General features: G+C 69.7%; 12 protein-coding genes and 1 tRNA gene. 7 read left to right on the top strand and 6 right to left on the bottom strand.

The genetic code is table 11. The annotated features are described in order from the left end of the window. Positions 1-12: 12 nt before the first annotated feature. The 3 genes from DB31_RS08160 to DB31_RS08150 form a co-directional block, all read right to left on the bottom strand. The gene (locus DB31_RS08160; protein ID WP_169787019.1) at positions 13-2,613 is read right to left on the bottom strand and encodes a serine/threonine-protein kinase; all 2,601 of its coding nucleotides are present in this window, start codon (positions 2,611-2,613) and stop codon (positions 13-15) included. Further along, entirely contained in the window at positions 2,597-6,583 is a 3,987-nt protein-coding gene (locus DB31_RS08155; protein ID WP_044184884.1) for a serine/threonine-protein kinase, read from the bottom strand. Before DB31_RS08155 ends, DB31_RS08160 begins: the two co-directional genes overlap by 17 nt. 63 nt (positions 6,584-6,646) lie before the next feature. Next, positions 6,647-7,819, bottom strand: coding sequence for an ADYC domain-containing protein (locus tag DB31_RS08150; protein WP_044184881.1), 1,173 nt, complete (start codon positions 7,817-7,819; stop codon positions 6,647-6,649). 262 nt (positions 7,820-8,081) lie between these two features. Between DB31_RS08150 and DB31_RS08145 the strand changes: the two genes are divergently transcribed. The 5 genes from DB31_RS08145 to miaA all read left to right on the top strand — a co-directional run bounded on the left by DB31_RS08145 (position 8,082) and on the right by miaA (position 15,407). Further along, complete coding sequence (locus DB31_RS08145) at positions 8,082-11,348, top strand: serine/threonine-protein kinase (RefSeq protein WP_052419800.1); 3,267 nt, start codon at positions 8,082-8,084, stop codon at positions 11,346-11,348. 161 nt (positions 11,349-11,509) lie between these two features. Next, on the top strand, positions 11,510-12,895 hold the full coding sequence (locus DB31_RS08140; protein WP_044184878.1) for a sigma-54-dependent Fis family transcriptional regulator: 1,386 nt from the start codon (positions 11,510-11,512) through the stop codon (positions 12,893-12,895). A gap of 82 nt (positions 12,896-12,977) precedes the next feature. After that, positions 12,978-13,868 carry a hypothetical protein gene (locus tag DB31_RS08135; RefSeq protein ID WP_044184876.1) on the top strand — a complete coding sequence of 297 codons (891 nt, stop codon included), beginning with the start codon at positions 12,978-12,980 and terminating at the stop codon, positions 13,866-13,868. A gap of 78 nt (positions 13,869-13,946) precedes the next feature. Further along, a complete protein-coding gene (locus tag DB31_RS08130) occupies positions 13,947-14,441 on the top strand; it encodes a hypothetical protein (RefSeq protein WP_044184873.1) in 495 nt (164 codons plus the stop codon). A 75-nt stretch (positions 14,442-14,516) separates the two neighbouring features. Beyond that, positions 14,517-15,407, top strand: a complete 891-nt coding sequence (gene miaA, locus DB31_RS08125; protein ID WP_044184870.1) for a tRNA (adenosine(37)-N6)-dimethylallyltransferase MiaA — start codon at positions 14,517-14,519, stop codon at positions 15,405-15,407. Positions 15,408-15,491: 84 nt separating this feature from the next. Here the strand turns inward: miaA and DB31_RS08120 are convergent, their stop codons facing one another. The 3 genes from DB31_RS08120 to DB31_RS08110 all read right to left on the bottom strand — a co-directional run bounded on the left by DB31_RS08120 (position 15,492) and on the right by DB31_RS08110 (position 19,390). Continuing rightward, a complete protein-coding gene (locus DB31_RS08120) occupies positions 15,492-17,225 on the bottom strand; it encodes a response regulator (RefSeq protein WP_044184866.1) in 1,734 nt (577 codons plus the stop codon). A gap of 45 nt (positions 17,226-17,270) precedes the next feature. Beyond that, positions 17,271-18,233, bottom strand: coding sequence for a diguanylate cyclase (locus DB31_RS08115; RefSeq protein ID WP_044184863.1), 963 nt, complete (start codon positions 18,231-18,233; stop codon positions 17,271-17,273). Between the two features lie 404 nt (positions 18,234-18,637). Continuing rightward, positions 18,638-19,390: a tetratricopeptide repeat protein gene (locus DB31_RS08110; protein WP_044184860.1), complete on the bottom strand. Its 753-nt coding sequence runs from the start codon at positions 19,388-19,390 to the stop codon at positions 18,638-18,640. Between the two features lie 99 nt (positions 19,391-19,489). On the opposite strand from DB31_RS08110, the gene DB31_RS08105 reads away from it, so the two are divergent. After that, a tRNA-Leu gene (locus DB31_RS08105) sits at positions 19,490-19,575 on the top strand. 89 nt (positions 19,576-19,664) lie between these two features. Beyond that, positions 19,665-20,336: a response regulator gene (locus DB31_RS08100; protein WP_044184857.1), complete on the top strand. Its 672-nt coding sequence runs from the start codon at positions 19,665-19,667 to the stop codon at positions 20,334-20,336. Positions 20,337-20,348 lie beyond the last annotated feature (12 nt).

Genomic DNA, 20,348 nt, shown 5'->3' with positions numbered 1-20,348 from the left:
GGGGGCATCTCACTACCGGGCTCGCGTCCCAGTCCCGGCTCCGTCCACCCATGCGCTGGCCTGCCGTTGCCATGTCGGCCTCAGGCTGTCGGGCACCAGGCTGTAGGCCGCGTCACGCACCGCCAACTGCCGGAAGCGGTACTCGGTTTCTCCGGAGAAGCGGCTGGTGGGCTGTAGCTGCACCACCTCGAGATCCACCAACTGCCGCAGGCTCTGTGTCAGCTCTTCCTCGGAGAGCTGGTTCTCCAACAGCGCCTTCAACCCTCCCACCCAGAAGGTGGGACCGAAGAGGCTGGCGGCTCGCAGCACCTTCCGAAGGTTCGGGCTCAACCGCTGCAACGAAGACAGCAGGATCGCCAGCACTGAACCGGGTGTCTGATCGCTGGAGCCCTCGGCTGTGCTTCGGATCATCTCCTCCAGGAACAATGCGTTCCCCATGGAGCGATCCACCAACAGCGCCACCTCGTCCGGTGCGGCCTTGGTGCCCAGCAGTTCCTGCACCAGCCGCGTGCCCGCCTTGGGGCTCAGCCCTCGCAACGGCAGTTCCTGCAGGAAACGAGACCAGAGAGCCGGGAAGAGTTCCTTCACCTCGGGCCTCGCCGCCGCGAGCACCATCAGCGGCTGCTCCGCCAGCTCGCGCAGCACCTCGTCGAGCAGCCGGATTGTGGCCGCATCGCTCCAGTGGAGATCCTCTAGCACCCACAGCACCGTGCCCTGTGCGCACTCGGCCCGAAGGAAGCTCACCAGCGCCCGGCTCACCTGTTCACTCATCCGCCGCGGATCGCTTCGTGCCGCTCGGAGTTGCGCGTGGTCCTCCTCTGGGAAGGGGAGGGCACACAGCTCCCCCAGGAACATCGCCACGTCTCGCGCCTGATCGGCGGGCAGGTGTTTCCCCACGCGCTCAGCGAGCCGCGCCCGGCTTGTCTCCAGATCGTCTGCCTTCGAGATGCCGCAGACGTGCCGCAGCGCCCGGCTCGCCAGGCCATACGAGGTCCCCACCTCCAGCGGATCCCCCTGGCTCCAGAGCACTTGCACCGGCGGCTCGCGGTGCTCGACCCGGCGGAGGAACTCCTCCACGAGCCGGGACTTTCCAGCTCCCACCGAGCCCGTCACCAGCATGGCCCGTGCGGTAGGCTCATCCGCACACGTCGTAAGCGTGAGCTCCAATAGGGCCCGCTCCTGATCTCGGCCCACGAAGGGGGTAGGGCGCCCTAGCAGTGAGCGAGGCCCGCCCCGCTCCCTCCTCTCTCCCTGGAGCCGGATGAGTCCCCGGGCCACCTTCGAGAGCTCGAAGCCCGCGTCCAGCAGTCCCGCCGTCACATCGTCCAGCAAAGCGGGGGAAGCTGCGGCGGGGTTCTTCTCCAAGTGGCTCAGGAGCCACTCCGCCCGGTCCGGCGCAGGCCCTGCCAGCAGTGCTCCCTGGAAGACACCGACGCCCGTGGCGGCCACCACGCGCAGTTCGGGCCAACGCGCCTTGAGCGCCAGCGCGCTGCGCGCGGCCAGTGCGGACTGGTCCGCAGCCGTGCCCCGCTCCAGTTCCACCACGCCCAAGAGCGAGCCGTCGGGCAGTGCCTCCACCTGCGCTCCGTGGGACAAGAGCGTCGCTCGTACCGCGTCACGCGTGGCCCGCTCCTGTGGAGACTCCGCCCCCGGAGAGGCCGTCCCCACCGGAAAGGCCACGCGCACGAGGCTCATGAGCTGGGGCTCCGGATCGGCAGCCCTCGACTGCGCGACTCCGATCCGGGAGTCCGGCAACAACAGATCCGGGATCGACTCGAGCGCCGAGAGCGCGGTCAGCAGGCTGGCAGCGTCCGGCAGCCGCCGCCGCGGATCCTTGTCCAGCATGCGATCCACCAACACCTGCAGGCCCGGAGGCAGCCCCGGACGCAGCGCCTCCAGTGGGGCAGGGTGGCCGAACAACAGCCTGTCCAGCGCCGCCGCGAAGGTGGGGGCCGCGAACGGAGACTCGCCCGTGAGGCACTCGTACAGCACGCACCCCAGCGAGAAGATGTCCGCGCCTGGGAGGATCTCCGGCTGGTTCGAGGCCTGCTCCGGCGCCATGTACCCCGGCGAACCAATCGCTCCCTGTCGCCGTGTCACCCCCACCAGCGTGGGCATCGCATAGCGCGCCAAGCCAAAGTCCAGGACGACCACGTCGTCGGCCCGCCCTCCGCGCAGGAACAGGTTCGACGGCTTGATGTCCCGGTGGATGATGCCCTGCTGGTGCGCGAACGCGAGCGCCTCGGCGCTGCGGCGAAGCAGGGCCACGCTCTCCGGCAGCCTCAGAGGCTTCGTCCTCAAGCGCTGCGCCAGATCTTCCCCGTCGATCCACGCCATGGCCAGGAAAGGCTGGCTCCGCCGTGTGCTGCCATGCGCCACGTAGGACACGATGGCCGGGTGGCGCAGCTCCGCCAGCAGGATGGCCTCCCGGTTGAACCGGTACACCGCCTCCGGAGACGTGACAGCGTGCAGCAGCTTGAGCGCCACCCGCCGCCCTGTCAGCGTGTCCTGGGCCCGGTAGACGGCCCCCATCCCCCCTTGCCCCGCGAGGGCCTCCACCGTGAAGCGATCGGCAATGTGCGTGCCGGGGGCCAGCTCATGGAACTCGGGCATGGGCACCATCCCAATCCGTGCCCCAGCGCTGACGCACCCATTCCCGCGTGCGGGCGTTCTCGGGCACCTGGCTCAGGAAGCGCTCGAGGGCCACCGGATCCGGGATGTCCCTCGCGCGCACCGCCAGGCTTTGTTGCGCCTTGCGCAAGGCCTTCTCCGCCGCCGCCGTCTCCCCCTGCGCCAAGCACGCCTCCACGAGCGACAGCCATGTCCCCACGGCCCCAGAGCCCTCTCCCCCCAGCTTCTCCAGCACAAGGACGCCTCGCTCCGCCACCGCCCGCGCCTCCTGGACGTGCCCCTGTGCCAGCAACGTCATGCACAGGCTCCGGCTCGCGAGCAGGTGGAAGGGCATGAGCACCGCCAGCAGATCGCACGCCCGGCGAGCCTGGCCCTCCGCCACCGTCAGATCGCCCTGGGCCAGAGCCACCTTCGACAGCGCGACGTGCGCGACGCCCTGGTGCAGCAGGTTGGGCTTCTCCGTCTCCAGGATCTGGCGCGCGAGAGACCCCGCCTCCTCCTGGTGCCCAGGCTCGGCGCTGCCCGACAGCACCAGCACCAGGTGCATGCGAGACCCCGCCGCGGCATACCGGTGCTCCCCTTGCTGGCAGACCGCGAGCGCCTTGCGCAGCACCTCAATGCCGGACCCCGCCTCACCCATGGCCTCCAGCGTCAGCCCCATGAGGGCCTGGGCCGCCGTCTCGTTGAGATCCGAGCCCACCTCGCGGAACGTCCGCTCCGACTCCCGCGAGTGCACCAGGGCCTGCCAGGGCCGGTTCGACAGGAAGTGATCGAAGTAGCCCTGCGCCGATTCCGTCCACGCCTGCGCCACCCGGCTGGGCGTCGCGAAGCCGGCGGACACGGCCTGGATGCGATCCAGCACAGAGGCCGCCCCCGCCTTCTGGCCGCTCCAGGTATTCATCGCGGCCAGGAAGCACGCCGCCGCGACATAGAGAGGACCCGCGTGGGCATCCGGTGCCGTGTCCAAGAGCTGCTGGCCCAGCCGCGCCACCTCTCCGTGCCGACCGCTCTGCGCACTCGCCAGCAGCAGGCCGCTGATCACCCGGCTCCACGGCGCACTGCCCGCCGTCAGCCGGGGCAGGATCTCGCTGCCCGCGGTGAACGAGCGCTCGAAGTCCTCCCGCCAGAAGGCGATTGCCGCCTCCAGGGCCCGCAGCGGCAGCAGGTCCGCGCCCTCCGGCGCACAGGCCAGCGCGGACTCCAGGCACTGCTGCGCGGCCTTCAGGTCATGCCGCTCGAAGAGCCGCTCGCCCGCACGGGTGGAGAACTGCACGGCCTTGGCCCGCTCGTGGCCCAGCTGGTAGTGCCGCGCCAGCACCAGGGGCTCCGGCTCGCCGGCCTGCTCCAGCCACGTGCCCGCCAGCCGATGCCCCAGCGGCTTGAGATCATCCGGCACCAGCCCGTATGCCGCATCCCGCGCCAGCGCGTGCCGGAAGCGGTACTCCGACTCCCCGGAGAAGCGGCTCTCCTGCTGGGGCTGCACCAGCTCGAGCACGATCAGGTGCCGCAGGCTGCGCTCCAGCTCGTCAGTGGAGAACTCGCCCTCCAGCAGGGCCTGCACGCCGCCCGTCCAGAACGTCCTTCCGAAGATGCTGGCCGCCCTCAGCACACGCCGCAGGCCCGGATCCAGCCGCTGCAGGCGGGATTGGAGGATCGCCAGCACCGTGCCCGGTGTCTCCTCGCCGCGTCCCTCGGCCACGCCTCGGATCAGCTCCTCCAGGAAGAGGGCGTTGCCAGCGGCCTGCTCCACCAGCCGGGCCACGACGGCCTCGGGTACCTGGCGCCCCAGCACTTCTTGCGCCAACTGAGTGCTGGCCCGCGGTGTCAGCCCTCGCAGCGGCACCTCCTGCAGGCTCTGTCCCCACAGCCCCGGGAAGAGCTCCTTCACCTCCGGCCGCCCCAGCGCCAGCACCATCAGCGGACACTCGTTCAGCTCGCGCAGCACCTCGTCCACCAGCTTCACCGTGGGCGCGTCGCTCCAGTGCAGATCCTCCAGCACCAGGAGCAACGGCCCCTGCGACGTCTCCGCCCGCAGGAACGCCACCAGGGCCCGCGCCACCTGGAGGCGCATCAGCCGCGGGTCCTCGCGCGCCGCGCGCAGCTTGGGGCTGTCCTCGGCGGGGAAGGGGACCTCGCAGAGCTCGCCCAGGAACTCCACGGTGTCCTTGCGCTGCTCGGGCATCAGGTACCGGGTGAGCCGCTGGAGCAGCTTCTCGCGGCAGGCCTCCACCGGCTCGCGATCCATGACCCCGCAGAGCTCACGCAACGCCTGGCCCAGCAGCCCGTAGGCGGAGCCCGCGTTCATCGGATCCCCCCGCCCGAACAGGGCGAGCATCTGATAGCCCCGCTGCTCCAGGCGGCGGAGGAACTCCGAGCGCAGGCGGGACTTGCCCGTCCCGGCAGGCGCGGTCACCAGCAGCGCACGCGCGGTGGAGTCCTCCATGCACGTGTTGAAGGCCAGATCCAACAGGGAGAGCTCCTGCTCGCGGCCCACGCAACGGGTGGGGCGGCCCAGCAGCGGGCGGGACTCGTCCAGGCTGAAGCTGCCGCTCAGGTGCTCGCCCCGCAGCAGGAACCGGCCCGAGCTGTCCTTGTCGAGCTGAAAGCGCGGCCCCAACAGCCCGGCCGTCGTCTCGTCCAGCATCACCTGGGCCGAGGCCGGGTCCGAGATGCCCTCCAGTTGGCGCAGCAGCTCCCCGGCGCGATCCGCCACATCGCCCACGGGCATGGGGGCGCTGCGCAGGCTCAGTCCCGTGGTGAGCGCCACGAAGCTCTCGGGCAAGCGCTCCTTCACGACCAGGGCGCAGTGGGCGGCCAGGGCGGCCTGATCCGTGGCCGTGCCGTGCTCCAGCACGAAGGTCGCCAGCAGCGAGCCATCCGCCAGGACCGCCGCCCGCGCCTGATGGCTCTTCAGCTCCTTCTTCAGCGAGGTCAGCACCTGCTGCATCCGATGGGACTCGTCCGAGGTCATCGTGAGCGTCTCGCGCGCGGACACCGTGGGTGTGGCGAGCACCACGCTGACCAGGTGCTGCTCGGTGTTCGTCAGGCGCGACATCGCGGGGGCGGAGCCCTGCCAGTCCGGCGGTGGCAGCTCGGGCATCATCTCGAGCTTCTCGAGCGTCCGCAGTAGCTCCTGGCCGTCCTTGAGCCGCTTCTCCGGCGCCTTGGCCAGCATCTGATCCACCAGCACCTGGAGCGAGATGGGCAGCTCGACACGGAAGGTGTGGAGCGAGGGCGGATCGGCAAAAAGAATCTTGGCCAACACCGCCGCGATGTGCGGAGCCCGGAAGGGTGGGTGCCCGCAGAGACACTCGTAGAGCACGCAGCCCAGCGAGAAGATGTCCGCGCCCGGCGTGAGCTCCGGGTTGCTGGAGGCCTGCTCGGGGGCCATGTAGCCGGGAGTGCCCACCACCATGGCGCTGCCCGTCAACGCCTGAGAGGCCGCCGACACGCGCGCCAGGCCGAAGTCCAGCAGCACCACATCCTCGGCCCGCCCTCCGCGCAGGAACAGATTCGAGGGCTTGATGTCCCGGTGGATGATGCCGCGCGCGTGGGTGATGGCGAGCACCTCGGCCACGCGGCGCAACAGCCCCAGCGTCTCCGAGAGCGCCAGGGGCTGGCGCGCCAGCCTCCGCGCCACATCCTCTCCCTCCAGCCACTCCATGGCGAGGAAGGGCTGGTGCTCCTCCGTCAGGCCATGGGCCACATACGAGACGATGCCGGGGTGGTGGAGCCCGGCGAGAAACTCCGCCTCGCGGACGAAGCGGCGGGCGGACTCGGGATCCGCGATGGTGTGCAGCAGCTTGAGCGCTACGGTGCCGCCCGTCTGCGTGTCCCGAGCCTGGTAGACGAGACCGACGCCTCCCTGGCCCGCCAGACGCTGCAGGGCGAAACGGCCCGCGATGACCGTTCCAGGGGCAATCGTTTCGCTCGGGGGAGAGGCACTCACCATGAGGGGCGGTAGGGTACCGGAAGCCCCTCAGGCACGCGAGAGGAGCCCCTCGCTCAGCTGCTCTCAGGGAACATATGGCCCGGTGGCCAGCGGCGCATCCTCCCGGAGCTCGGACTGCAGCGTTCCGGACTGGGCCGCGGTGTGGAGCCGCTGATCACAGGCCGGCACCGGGATCACAGTGGGAAGCGCTGGCAGCACCGCGCCCGGGTTCGGGATGCGGCGGTACGACTCGCTGAAGCAGCGAGCGCCCTCGGGGCCCCACACGGCCTCCACTCCGGGCATCGAGACGTTCATGATCCCGTACAAGTCCTGCAACGCGATATGGGTGCCCTCCGTCGTGTAGCTGGCGTAATCCCCCGATTGGACGAAGTACGCGGCGCGCTTGGCCTGCAGGCAGGTCGCATAGGCGGTGTCGGCCATGGACTGCCGCTCCGGATCCGACACCTCGTGCGGCCGGTACCCCCAGACCATGCACGTCGCGATGGCGCCCGTGCGGCAGGCCATGGTGACCACCCCCGAATCCGTGTCCTTCGCCACCTTGGCGGTCACCGGGTCGACCCTGCGCTCCGGAATGAAGGCCACCTTCCCGGCACTATCCTGGCACGTAGGCGCCCACGCCGACATCGACGCGCGGATGTACTCGGCCTCGTACAGCATGACGCCCTTGTCCAGCGCCGCGGGGCGGAATCGCAGCGAGAACGCGCCCAGGGTGGAGTTCTGGAGATCGAGCTCCAGGTTCCCCAGATCGGTCCCGGACAGCTCGTAGTAGCCGCTGGCATCCTTATAAGCGATGACCAGATCCTGGGCGTTCAGTCCGATGCGGAGCACATCCACGGGCAGCCCCAGCCGCCGGCCCGCCACCGGGAACGTCACCGCCTGGGTGAGCGACTCCCCCTTGGAGTTGACGGTCTGCCCCGTGAGCTGGGGCCCGCTCTGGGACTGCGAGAAGTACTCGGGGCAGAAGTAGATATCGCGGTGGAGCCAGATGCAGTACCCGAAGCCCTTGGCGATGTAGATGCCCTGGCCGTTGGTGGGATCCGAGCAGTTGCCGCTGGTGCAGCCGGTATCCAGGCGGCCCATCGGAGCTTCCTGCTGGCCCAGGGCCTCGGCCTCCGCCTCAGCCTCCAGCGGCTCGCCGCAACCCACTGTCAGCGTGAGTGCCAGCAGGCTCATCGCGGCGGTGCTCACCCAAGACATCACTGGCTTCAGGGACGGTCGGTCGGTGGTGGGGTTCATGGTGGGTCCTTTCTCAGAAAGACGGTTTTCCCGTTTTTTTTCAGATTGTACGGCTTCGCTGATGTTGGAGGTTCTTTCCAGGATTCGTGCCAACGGGGAGGGAAGAGGCTTCGGCAAGGTTCTTGAATGAATTCAGGGGTTTGGCCTTTGCTCAGGGATGCCCGGAGCGGAGCCGGGCGGCCGGGCACAGCGGTGGCACAGGCACAGGCACACCGAGCTGTGCCATGTGCCACCCCCTGTGCACTGATAGTGTGGAGGGCCCATGCCGGATCCTGGTGATGCAGCGCCGGCCCTCGAACCAACCCTCGTTCGAGCGACGCCCGCTGCCGAGCAAGAGAACCTCGCCACGCTGCCCGGGACGGATGGGGCCAGCGCGCCTCCCCCTCAGGCCGGGGTCACCTCAGGCCCGGCGTTCCCGGTCTCCGGGTGGGAGCGCTACGAGTTCCTCGAGCTGCTGGGGCGCGGCGGCATGGGCGAGGTCTACAAGGCTCGCGACAAGCGCCTGGGCCGCACCGTGGCCCTCAAGTTCATCCTCGGCTCGGATCCCGAGCTGGTCATGCGCTTCCTCCAGGAGGCACGCGCCCAGGCCCGCATCGATCACCCCAACATCTGCAAGGTGTACGAGGTCGGCGAAGTTCAAGGGAAGGCGTACATCGCCATGCAGCTGGTGGAGGGCCAGCGGCTGGATCGGGCCGCCTCCACGCTGTCGCAGGCCGAGAAGGTCCGGATCCTCCAGGAAGTGGCCACCGCCATCCACGAGGCCCACCGTCAGGGCGTCGTCCACCGGGACCTGAAGCCGACCAACATCGCCGTCGAGCGCACCGAGAGCGGGCGCTGGTTCCCCGTCGTCATGGACTTTGGCCTGGCCTACGACGCCAGCCACGGTCACGGGCTCACCCTGTCCGGCGCGCTGCTGGGCACCCCCGCGTACATGGCGCCGGAGCAGGCGCGAGGCGAGCTGTCCAGCATCGATCGCCGCTCGGATGTCTACAGCCTGGGGGCCACGCTCTATGAGCTGCTGGTGGGCACGGCTCCCTTCACCGCTTCGACGCTGGCCGGCACCCTGGACAAGGTGCTCAACGAGGAGCCTCCGTCGCTGCACTCGCGCATGCCCCAGATCGATCGCGATCTGGAGATCATCGTCCTCAAGTGCCTCAGCAAGGAGCCTCACCAGCGCTACGTGTCCGCTCGCGCGCTGTCCGAGGATCTCGCGCGGTACCTGGACGGAGAGACGATCCTCGGGCGGCGGCCGAGCCTGCAGTACCGGCTGAGGAGGGTGTCGCGCAAGCACCGCGCCCTGGTGGCCGTCTCGGGGCTGTCCCTGGCCATCATCCTGGTGCTGGCCACCTTCGGCGTGCGGGCGTGGCTGGAGGCCCGGAACACCCGGCAACAGTCCGAGGAGCGCGCCCGGCTGGCCGAGAAGCTCGGGCAGGAGGTGAAGGAGATCGAGTGGTTCATGCGCCTGGCCTCCGCGCTCCCCCTGCATGACACTCGCCGCGAGCAGGAGCTCGTTCGCGAGCGCATGCACCGGATCGCAGCCCTGCTGCCGGGGCTGGGAGCCACGGGCGAGGCGCTCATCCACTACGCACTGGGGCGTGGCCACCTGGCGCTGCACGAGCTGGACAAGGCTCACGAGGAGCTGCTGCTCGCCCGGAAGCAGGGGCTCGACTCGCCCGAGCTGCACTACGCCCTGGGCCGGGTGCTCGGAGAGCTGTACCACCGCGCTCTGGAGCATGCGCGGCGCAGCGGCAACCAGGAGTGGCTGGCCGCGCGGCAGCGGGAGCTCGAGGAGAAGTACCTCCAGCCCGCGCTCCAGTCGCTCGAGCGCAGCCAGGGCGTCGAGCTGGAGTCGCCGCGCTACCTGGAGGGGCTCATCGCCTTCTACCGCCGCCAGTATGACGTGGCGCTCCGGGCCGCGGCCCAGGCCTCCACCGAAGCGCCCTGGATGCACGAGGCCTGGAAGCTCGCGGGGGATGTGACACGGGTGCGGACGGTGGAGCAGCCCGGGCTCAGCTACGAGACGGCCAGGGCCGGGCTGCTGGAGGCCGCCAGCTTCTACGACAATGCCATCTCGCTGGGCGGCAGCGCTCCGGTGAACTACGAGGCCCTGGCCGAGGTGTGGCTGCGCCAATCCGAGCTCGACGAGAAGCAGGGCAAGCCGCAAGAGCAGGCCCTGGAGCGGGCGCTGGCGGCCAGCGAGAAGAGCATCCAGGCCGCGCCGCAGCGCTCGGTGGGCTACACCCAGAAAGCCTATGTGCTGATGCGCCGGTACTGGGTGGCGGTCCATCAACCCAAGGATCAGGATGTCAGCGCTCTGCTCATGGAGTGGATCGCCACGGGCCGGCGCGCCGTGGAGCTGGACCCGGGGGACGTGTCCGCCTACGACGCGCTGGGCATCGGCTACCTCAAGCGCGGCGGCTACGAGGCTCGCAACGGCCGGGATCCCGTCCCCTCGTTCCGCGAGGCCATTGCCCAGCTGTCCCGGGCGCTCCAGCTCCAGCCCAACCACCCGTGGGCGCTCAATGATCTGGGGGCGGCGTACCTGGCTCAGGGCCGCTACCAGGGCGAGCACGGCCAGGATCCCCGCGAGTCCTACCAGGAGGCGCTCCGCCGCTTCGAGCAGGCGGAGCGAGCCGATCCGACCTACCTCTACCCCCTCGCAAACCAGACCACCGCGTACTACGAGCTGGCGGAGTACTCCGTCCTGCGAGGGTTCAACCCCGAGGCCGATGTCCAGCGAGCACTCAAGGCCGCGGAGCAGGGCCTCGCGCTGGATGCCGGGTATTACTGGATCCTGAACTCCGCCGCCGGGGCGGAGCTGGTGCTCGCCAACCACCTCCTCCAGACCGGCCGGGATCCGCGTCCGGCGCTCGAGGGCGCGCGCCGGCACCTCGAGCGCTCCTTGAGCATCAATCCGGCCCATGCGCGCACGCACCTCTACCAAGCCATGGGCTTCTCCCTGGAGGCCCGGCACGCGCTCCGGGAGCGGCTCGATCCGGGCACCGCGCTGAGCCTGGGTCGGCAGTCCATCGAGCGCGCGCTCGGGCATGACGCCGGGTGCGCCGAGTGCCGGATCGAGTCCGCGCGGCTCGGGCTGCTGGAGGTAGCGTGGGCCCAGCAGAAGGGGAGCGCCAGCGCAGACCTTCTCCAGCGAGCGCTCTCCGAGGCGCAGCGCGCCGTGGAGCTGTTCTCCTCCTACTACGAGACACACCTGGTGCTGGCCCGCGTCCACTGGCTGCTGGCAGAGAGCTCGGACCCTGGCGTGGCGCGCGCCTCCATCGTGGAGGGACTGAAACACGTGGAGCTGGCGCTCCAGATCGATCCCACCCTGGCACAGGCCTACGCTCTACGGGGGGCCCTGCTGCTGGTCCAGGCGCGCAAGGCGGACCAGGAGGCCGAGCGCCGCGAGCTTCTGCCTCAGGCCCGAGCCGCGCTCGCTCGGGCCGTCGAGCTCAATCCGCTGGTGCGCGGGGAGTACGAAGAACTCCTCCGAGAGGCCCAGGAGTCGCTCGTCGAGGAGCATCCGTAGACAGATGTATTCACGAGTGTTCTCTCAGGACACTTCGTCGGTGCCCGCAGGCACAGACCCTGGCACAGCGAGCTGTGCCTTGTGCCAGCGCGGGGCTGTGTCGTGTGCCGCCCGCGCTCATTTTCACGGTGCGGCTCGGCCGGCCCCCTAGAATGCACCGCATGGGAGAGGACGGATCCACCCTGCGCCCCAGCGGGATCGCAAGCGGTGGGAATACCTCCGAGGGAGAGCGGGTCCCGGGCTTGCTGCGGCTGTTTACCGGCGAGGCGCCGTTGGCCCAGGCACTTCCGTTGAGCGGCGAGGCCCTGGAGCTGGGGCGCGGCGCTCTGCTCGGCGAGGTGCAGGACCCGCGCATGTCGCGCCGCCACGCGCGCGTCCACTTCGACGGACGGCACTTCCACGCCACGGATCTGGGCAGCCAGAACGGCACCTTCGTGGATGGGGAGCAGATCCCCGCCAATACCCCACGCGAGGTGCGGCGGGTCCTCCGCATGGGAGACTCGCTCTTCGTGCCCTCTCCGGACGTGGCCCCCCTGCAGAAGCGCGGCGTGACACTCGTGGATGGGTTCGTGCGGGGCCCGGTGCTCCAGCAGCTGCTGGCCGAGGTGACACGCGCGGCCAAGCTCGGGTTTTCCCTGCACATTCATGGCGAGAGCGGCGCGGGCAAGGAGGGCGTGGCGCGCACGTTCCACCAGCACGGCCCCCAGAGCGAGGGCCCCTTCGTGGCCGTCAACTGCGCCACCATTCCTCAGGGGCTCGCCGAGCGGCTCTTGTTCGGCGCTCGGCGCGGCGCCTACTCGGGAGCCGATGACGCCGAGGGCTACCTGCAGACGGCCCATGGCGGCACGCTGTTCCTCGACGAGGTGGTGGAGCTCGAGCTGGCAGTGCAGGCGAAGCTGCTGCGCGCGTTGGAGACGCGCGAGGTGCTCCCCCTGGGCGCCTTGAAGGCGAAGAAGGTGGAGATCCTGGTCTGCTCGGCGAGCAACAAGGATCTGCGGGCGCTCGTCTCCTCGGGGAAGCTCCGGGAGGACCTGTACTTCCGCATCGGCCGGCCCCAGGTGACGCTGCCCCCGCTGCGGCAGCGTCCCGAGGAGCTGCCCCTGCTGCTCCAGCGCGCCGTGCAGCAGATCTCTCCGCAGCTGGGGCTCCATGTGACGCTGGTGGAGGCCTGCCTGCTGCGGCCCTGGCCGGGCAACGTCCGCGAGCTGCTGGTAGAGGCGCGCACCGCCGCCCAGGCGGCCCTCATGCACGGCGCCACGCGCGTCGAGGCTCGCCACTTGAGCCAGAGCGCGGGCACGGCCTTTGGCCCCGCGGCCGTGGCTCCCGCACCGAGCTCCGAAGAGCGGCGAGCGCCTCGCGAGGAGACGTCCCGAGCGAAGCCCGTGGCCCCGGAGGAGAAGGCCCGCATCGAGGAGGCCTTGCGGCAGAACGGCGGCAACGTGGCGGCGACGGCGCGCGCGCTGGGGATGCACCGCACTCAGCTCCGGCGGCTGCTGGAGCGCCATGCGATCTCCGCTTCTGCGGGAGGCGATTCCGACGAGGGATGAGGGCCGTCAGGCGTTGGCCCTTCCGTTGCAATGCCTCTGAGCATCACCGGACCACTCACCCGGACTGCTCGGAGGCTTCACCATGAATTTCAAGCGCACCTTGCTGCTGTTGGTGCTCGTGCTCGTTCAACTGCCGGTCTCGGCCCTCGCCGCCAGCGATTGGGACACCGAGCGCTGCCCAACCCCTTATCCCTGGTGGTGGCGCTTCGATGGGCCGCGCGTGGACATCGCCGTGAGGGACTGGAACATCCAGCCCGTGGGGGATGCGTTCGACATCTCCTTCACCCTGATCAACGTGGGCGCGGCGACGCTGGAGGGAGGCCTGGCCTATACGCTCTCCCACGCGGCCGTGGATTCGGCGGGGTATCGAGATCCCGCCGCCCTGGCGCTGCCGGCCGCGCGCTCGCTGCTGGGCACGGAGGCCCTGAACGGAGGCACACTGCCCACCCTCCGGCCCGGGCAGAGCATCGAGGTCCGAGCCCGGGCCCGGTCCTTCACGCGGGACGCCAACCACATCCTCACCGTCATCTTCCATGATGGCGTCCAGGTGGCGCTCGATCCGCGGGCCGCGCCCTGGTACTGGCTGCGCATCCTCTCGCCGCGCTCGGCGCCGGGAGCGCTGGCGCTGGTGAGGTCCGAGGTGGAGCCGGTGCGCTCCGAGGTGGACGGCTACCGGGCCAACCGCGTGTCGTTGGTGCTCCAGAACGTGGGCCGCACCGTGCTCGAGGCGGGCACTCCCATCTCGGTCATCCACGGCCCGAGCGGCTCCGCTGGTGGCTACTGGGGGCCGGACGACGTCGTGGATCCGCACAATCCCGGCAACCCCTACGCCAGCTTCTTCCGCGAGGCGCTGCTTGAGGCGCGGCTGGATCGCGCGCTGAACCCCGGCGAGTACATCGAGCTCGGCGGCGTGGCGCATGAGCCCGAGGGACTGAACGCGCTCCAGCAGATCACGGTGGTCGTCGGCCAGTAGTGATGTCCTTGGGGGAGCCCGGACTCAGGGGGCGGGCTCCTCCTTCCATTCGCAACGAAGTTTCAGGAGATGACTCACATGATGAAGAACGCATGGATGGCCGTGGGCGCAGTGGTGCTGAGTATTCTGGTGGGCTGTGGCCCGGTGGAAGCGGAGGAGAACCTCCCCATCGAGGAGCTTGCGCCCGAGAACCTCGCGGCCATTCCCGACGGCACGGTGATGTCGCCGGAGCTGATGAGCGCCGTGCTCGCGAAGGTGCCGAAACCGCAGGGAGACATGCTGCAGCCGGCTGCGGCCTGCATGGCGGCGAAGACCTGTACCAACCTGGGCTACAACTCCTGCGGCAGCTGGTCGGCGACCTACAACTGCGGAAGCCTGTCGACGTGCAACACGTTCGACACGGCCTGCCGGGACTGCCAATACTCGCCGGACATCGGCGCCGTCGAGTGCACCTACCTGGGTGGACAGAACCAGGGCAAGAACCGCTACCGCGTCTGCTTCAACTCGGCGGGGGCCTCGTGCACGGAGTACGAGTACACCTCGACCAAGGTCTGCGGCGGCTGCCCGGACTGAGTGCCCCGTGACCGTCGGCCCCTTATCCTTGTGAGCGGGGTTGCGACCGCCGGAGAGAAGTGAGAGGGGAGGGGCGTGAACCCGCTGCTCACTGTCATCACCGGCCCGACGGCCTCGGGCAAGACGGGCATCGCCGTCGAGCTTGCCCGCCGGGCCGGGGGAGAGATCGTGAACGCGGACTCGCAGCAGGTGTACCGCCTCTTCGATATCGGCACGGCCAAGCCCTCCCCCGAGGAGCTTGCTGCCGTGCCGCATCATTTGATCTCGGTGGTGGATCCGCTCGAGACGTTCTCGGCGGCGGAGTACCAGCGCCGGGCGGATGCGGCGATCGCGGACATCGCCTCGCGCGGGAAGCCCGTGTTCGTCGTGGGCGGCACGGGTCTCTACCTGCGGGTTCTTTTGCACGGCGTGGTGGAGGCTCCTGGGGCAGACCCCACGCTTCGGGCCTCGTTGGAGGCCATGGCCGCCGCAGAGGGCCGCGAGGCCGTGCACCGCAAACTCGCCGAGGTGGATCCCGAGACCGCCGCGAAGCTGCCCACGCAGGATCTGGTCCGCGTCATCCGAGCCCTGGAGATCCACGCCCAGAGCGGCATCCCCGCCTCACAGTGGCGCCGGGAGCACGCCTTCGCGCCGGACCGCTACCCCTTCCGGATGTTCGTGCTGGAGCCGCCTCGGGAGCAGCTCTACGCCACGATCAACGCACGCACGGAGGCCATGTTCGCGCGAGGGCTCGTGGAGGAGACCCGGGAGCTTCTGGCGCACGGGTACGCGGACGCCGCGCCCATGCGCAGTGTGGGCTACGTCCAAGCCCGAGCCGTTGTGGAAGGCCGGATGACCCCAGAAGAGGCCATCCAGGACACGGCGCGCGAGACGCGCCACTACGCCAAGCGACAGCTCACATGGTTCCGCAAAGAGGCCGGTGCCGTGCACCTGGCCCCTCCGTACGAAGCGCTGCGAAACCTCTGACCGTGAAGCAGAAGGCGCCCACTTCAAAACCCCCGACATTTCCGAACAGGCGGCCGGGAGCCATCCCCTGTGCCTCTCCCGGCCTCAGGAGGCGTAGCGCCCGGACTCGGCGTCCGCCGGGATCTCCGGGACATGGACCGGCGGCGACACGGTGGGCAGGGGAGCCCCGTGTCCCATCAGCAGCTGCAGCAGCCGCTCCGGCTCCACTGGCTTGGGCAGGAAGGCCTCGGCGCCCGCCTCCAGCGCACGCTGGCGGACGTGCGGCCGGTTGAGCCCACTCATCACCACCACCCGGGTGTTGCGCGTCAGCGGGTGCTGCTTGAGGCCCTCGCACAACCGCAGCCCGTCCACCCAGTGCAGCACCACATCCAGCAAAATGGCCGTGGGCGGCCGCCGCGCCACCGCGCAGAACAGCGCCAGCTCGTCCGAGAAGGACACCACCGTGGCGCCCGTGGACTCCAGCAACTGAGTCATCGCCTCGCGAGCGTCTGGATCATCATCCACCACGTAGTACAGGTCCGGCTCCAGCGTGGGCACCGTGGTGGGCACCGGCTCCACCGCCGTGCGCAGCCACGAGCTCACCACCTCGCGCAGGCCCGCCCAGCGCGCCGCGGCCAACAGCGACAGCGGCGTCGGCGCAGCCAGCCCGAGCACTCCACCGCTATAAACTCCGCACATCGAGCCCTTGCGTCGCGCTGCCAGGAACGCCTCGGGAGCCCGCCGGCCCGCGCGCCGCAGCCACGCGATCGACCGAGCCCCCGCCGCCGCATCCTCCATCAGCTCCGAGAGGCCCTCGCGGACATACCGGCGCTCCAGCGCGGAGGCCTCCAGCCCGCCATCGAGCAGCCCCACGGCGGCCCGGCTGCACGTGGCCAGCGTCTCGGACAGCCCCAGCTGCAGCGGGTGCCCGAGCGCCGCCGGCCCCACCACGAGCTGCCCGGGTGCCACCAGCGAGCGGCCCGGCCCGAACGGCAGCCGCGTCGTCTCCAGGGCGGAGAGCTCGAAGCCCTCGTCCACGAGCCCATCCCGGGCCGCCATCATCAGCGCCTGACACAGATCCGCCGGAGTCACCGCTGGCCCGAACGCCAGCGCGTAGACCGAGTGCGCCCCCGGCAGCAGGAACAGCCCATCCACGGTGGGAAGGGGAGCGATCCACAGCCGAGCGAGCGGGGCCAGCGTCAGCCGTGAGGACCCATGGCGCAGCCGCGCCTGCACCGCCGCCACCGTGGGCGCGGGCTCGAAGCCCGGGAAGAACGCGTCGCCCAGCAAGCCACCCGCGCCGGTCGCCAGCGCCACCGCATGGAAGCGATCGCCGCTGCCCTGGGCGCGGACCACCAGCGGGCCGCTGTTGCGCACCACCTCGGGGGCATCCGGGGCAGGCGCATGGCGCTCCACGCGATCCACATGCCGGGAGATGAACCGTGCGCCCTGGGCCGTGGCGGCCGTCACGAGCGCCTCGCGCACCACCTCGAGCCCGGAGGGGCCATTGGGCCAACCATCCACCACCCACAAGCCCCCCGGAGGTGCCGGTAGCAAATCCCGCCGGCCGTGAGAGAGGACTTCGACGCCCCGGAGCTCATGCACGCGCCAATCCATGGGGACGCGGCAGCCCAGCGCGGCGAGGCGCGAGCGGCACTCCGGCGTCAGCACCACCGGGGGCGGCACCGTGTTGGGCTCCGAGTGTGAATACACCCGGACATCCAGCGAGACGCCTCGGGCCCGCCCGTTGAACAGGAGCGAAGACGCCAGCCCTGCACCAGCGATGCCGCCGCCGATGATCGCTACCCTCGAACCCGCCACCAGTCTGCTTCCGCTCATCCGCGCCCTCGCTCGCCCTCGGTGCCTCTGCAACCGGTGAATCCGTTAATGCCGCTGTGCCGATACCGGCGGAGCCCCCATCGAGGCGCCGTGCACCACCACCCGGTCACGCCCCTCGCGCTTGGCGACATAGAGCGCCGCGTCGGCCGCCTTCAGCAGCGCTTCGGTGTTCTCCCGAGGGGTGGCCTCGGAATGATCGGCGATGCCCACGCTCACGCTCAGCCCGAATGGGGCGGGGCGCCCATCGCTGCGCTGCACCGTCACGTTGCGCAGCCCGGCGCGGATGCGCTCGGCGAAGGCTGCAGCCTCCACCGCCGTCTGGTGGGGAAGCAGGGCGACGAACTCATCCCCGCCAAAGCGCGCGGCGAAGTCTGACTCGCGCAGGTTGTTCTTCAGGTGGGCGGCCAGCGCCAGGATGGCCCGGTTGCCCACATCATGGCCCATCCCGTCATTGATGGCCTTGAGGTGGTCCAGATCGATCACCACCACGGACAGCGGATACTGGTAGCGGCCCGCGCGCCGGAACTCCTCCTCCATGCGCAGGGTGAGCGCCCGGAAGTTGGCCAGCCCCGTGAGCGCATCCGTCTGGGCCAGCACCCGCAGGCGGTGCTGCTGCTCGCTCTGCCGCAGGGCGCGATCAATGCGCGCCATCAGCTCCCGGGCGCTGGCGGGCTTGTGGATGAAGTCCACCGCGCCGCGTTCCAGACACTTCTCCAGGGTGGCCTCGTCCGCGTCGCCCGTGAGGAAGATGACGGGCACGGAGTCCGTGCGGACATCCCCTTGAAGGGTCTCCAGCACGCCCAGCCCGTCGCCGCTGGGGAGGAACCGATCCAGCAGGATCAGATCGGGGTGGTGTTCTCGCGCCAGCTCCACCCCCACGCCCGCGTCCGCGGCCGTCAACACCTCGAACTTCACCACCAACAAATCCGAAAGGCTGTCACGAACACCTGCATCGTCCTCGATGATGAGGATCTGGGCCCGCTCACTGCCCCGGCCGCGCCGTTCCATGCAACGCTCCGTTGCGCACGCCTGCCTCGAAATGGCAGGCCGAAGATCTCGAGCGCCACGCCCTGCGGAGTGCCCACAACGCCCTCGCGCCCCTCGCGCCGCCGCCGCCGCTCCGTACTCCGGACACCCGCTTCCCTCCGCAACCTTCACCCGAGACCTCCGGCTGCCAAGTCCGTCCGTCTCTTTTCTTTGCTGCTCACCCCTCCTCGGAGGAGGTGTGAGGGGGATAGGAGCAAGCTCCATGCCCTGAGACGAAACGGGGCAGCCGGTGTTTTTTCAGGCGGTTGCGTCGCCCTTCATTCGCCACGAGTCTGGCTCATCCGTAAGACGTACCAGCATGGGAACTCGCGATCGGTAGGAATTCCCGTGCTCCGGCGAACGGATGCCTGTACCCAGGGACGTCTTCAACGTCGATTAATGAACTGCACGCGACGGCCGCCGCCTCCGCCGCCCCCCATCGTGGGCATGGGAGGAGCCTCCAGACCGAACTGCCACCAGGTGGGCTCGTAAGGCTTCATCTTCAGCCGCTTGTCGTTCTGCAGTTGGGTGAGGCTGCCCTTGAGCTTCTCATCCGTGGGGTTGGTCTGCACGGCGCGAGCGAGCACCTTGAGCGCCTTGTCCTTGTCCTTGTTCTGCAGCAGGCACCAGGCGTAGGCGGCCCAGATGACGGACTCCTTCTTGCCCGTCTTCACTGCCGCCTCGAAGGAGGCCTCCATGGCAGTGAAGTTCTTGCGCTGGTAGTGAAGGGCGCCCTCCATGGCCTTGGCCATGTAGTTGCGAGGACCGGACTTGGCGAAGTGGGCCTGGGCGCCGTCCAGATCCTTCACCATGTACTTGAGCATGCCGATCTGGGCGTGGAGCTCGGGGCCGACCATGAGCTGCCATTTGTCGTAGACCAGACCCTGCTCCAGGGTCTTCACGGCGCGCTCCACCTTCTGCTGGGCTTCCTTCTGGTGGGTGGCCTGGGTGGCGAACTCCTTCTGGACGGAGTCCATGAGGGCCTGGATGCGCTTGGCCACCCGGCGGGCCAGGAGAATGAAGGTGAAGGCGAAGGCGAGGGTGCCCGGAATGAGGCCGGCCCACAGGGAGTAGCCCAGCAGCTTGATGCCCAGAGCTACGGCGATCCCCACGCCCAGGGAGATGAGAAGGTTGTACATGCGCGGTCCCTCTAGTCATTTGAAGGCAACACCGCAATCTCCGGGTGCATGCGAGCGTTGAGCGCGGTATACGTCTGCCCGATTGTCGGTGGCAGACAGGGCCCTCTGTCGAAATTGGTAGACGAGGCGGACTCAAAATCCGCTGCGGCTGACCCCGCGTCCCGGTTCGAGTCCGGGGAGGGCCACTACGAAACGGTCGGAAGTGCGCGTTGCGCGGCCCTGAGGGGGCGCGTCCTGGGGGGGCGGAAGGAACGTCCCCGGCGGGAGAAACCCGATGAAGGTGCTGCTGGTCGAGGATGACGCGAGCCTGCGCGAGGGGATGAGCGACATCATCTCCGAGCAGGCCGAGGTGCGCGCCCTGGGCCTGGTGGACTCGGCCCTGACGGTGCTCCGGCAGGAGCGCTTCGAGCTGATCCTCACCGACTTGCGCATCTCCGGAGGAGGGCAGGGCGGGCGGAGCATCGTCGAGATGGCCCGCCGGCGGCTGCAGCCGGTGGCGCTCGTCAGCGCGGCCGCTGAGGAGGAGTTCCAGCGGGCGCTCCACCCCTGGGAGCCGGATGCGGTCCTGATCAAGCCCTTCCAGCTCGAGGACATGACGGCGCTGGTGGAGCGCTTCCTCGCGCTGCGGCAGGAGCTGGATCAGCAGGCCACGAAGCGTCCTCCCGACGACGCGGGCTGGACGCAAGAGGCGCCGGGGGTCCAGGTGCTGCGGCCCTCGGGAGCCTCGGCCGAGCAGGGGCTGATGTGGATCCGCCTGCAGCCCGGGACGAGCTACGCGTGGACGCACCACCGCGGGCGCGCCGGTGTCCTGGTGGTGGAGGGCGATCTGGAAGTGGATGGCGCGCGGCAGCCGGCCCCGCATTATTTGTTCCTCTCCACGAGCCCGCCGCCGGAGACCCGGACCGAGAAGGGCTGTCTGGCCGTCTCGCTGGCGCTGAAGGGTTAGGACTCTGGGAGA

The organism is Hyalangium minutum (assembly GCF_000737315.1).
Lineage (GTDB): Bacteria > Myxococcota > Myxococcia > Myxococcales > Myxococcaceae > Hyalangium > Hyalangium minutum.
This window is presented reverse-complemented; position numbering and strand designations above follow the sequence as displayed.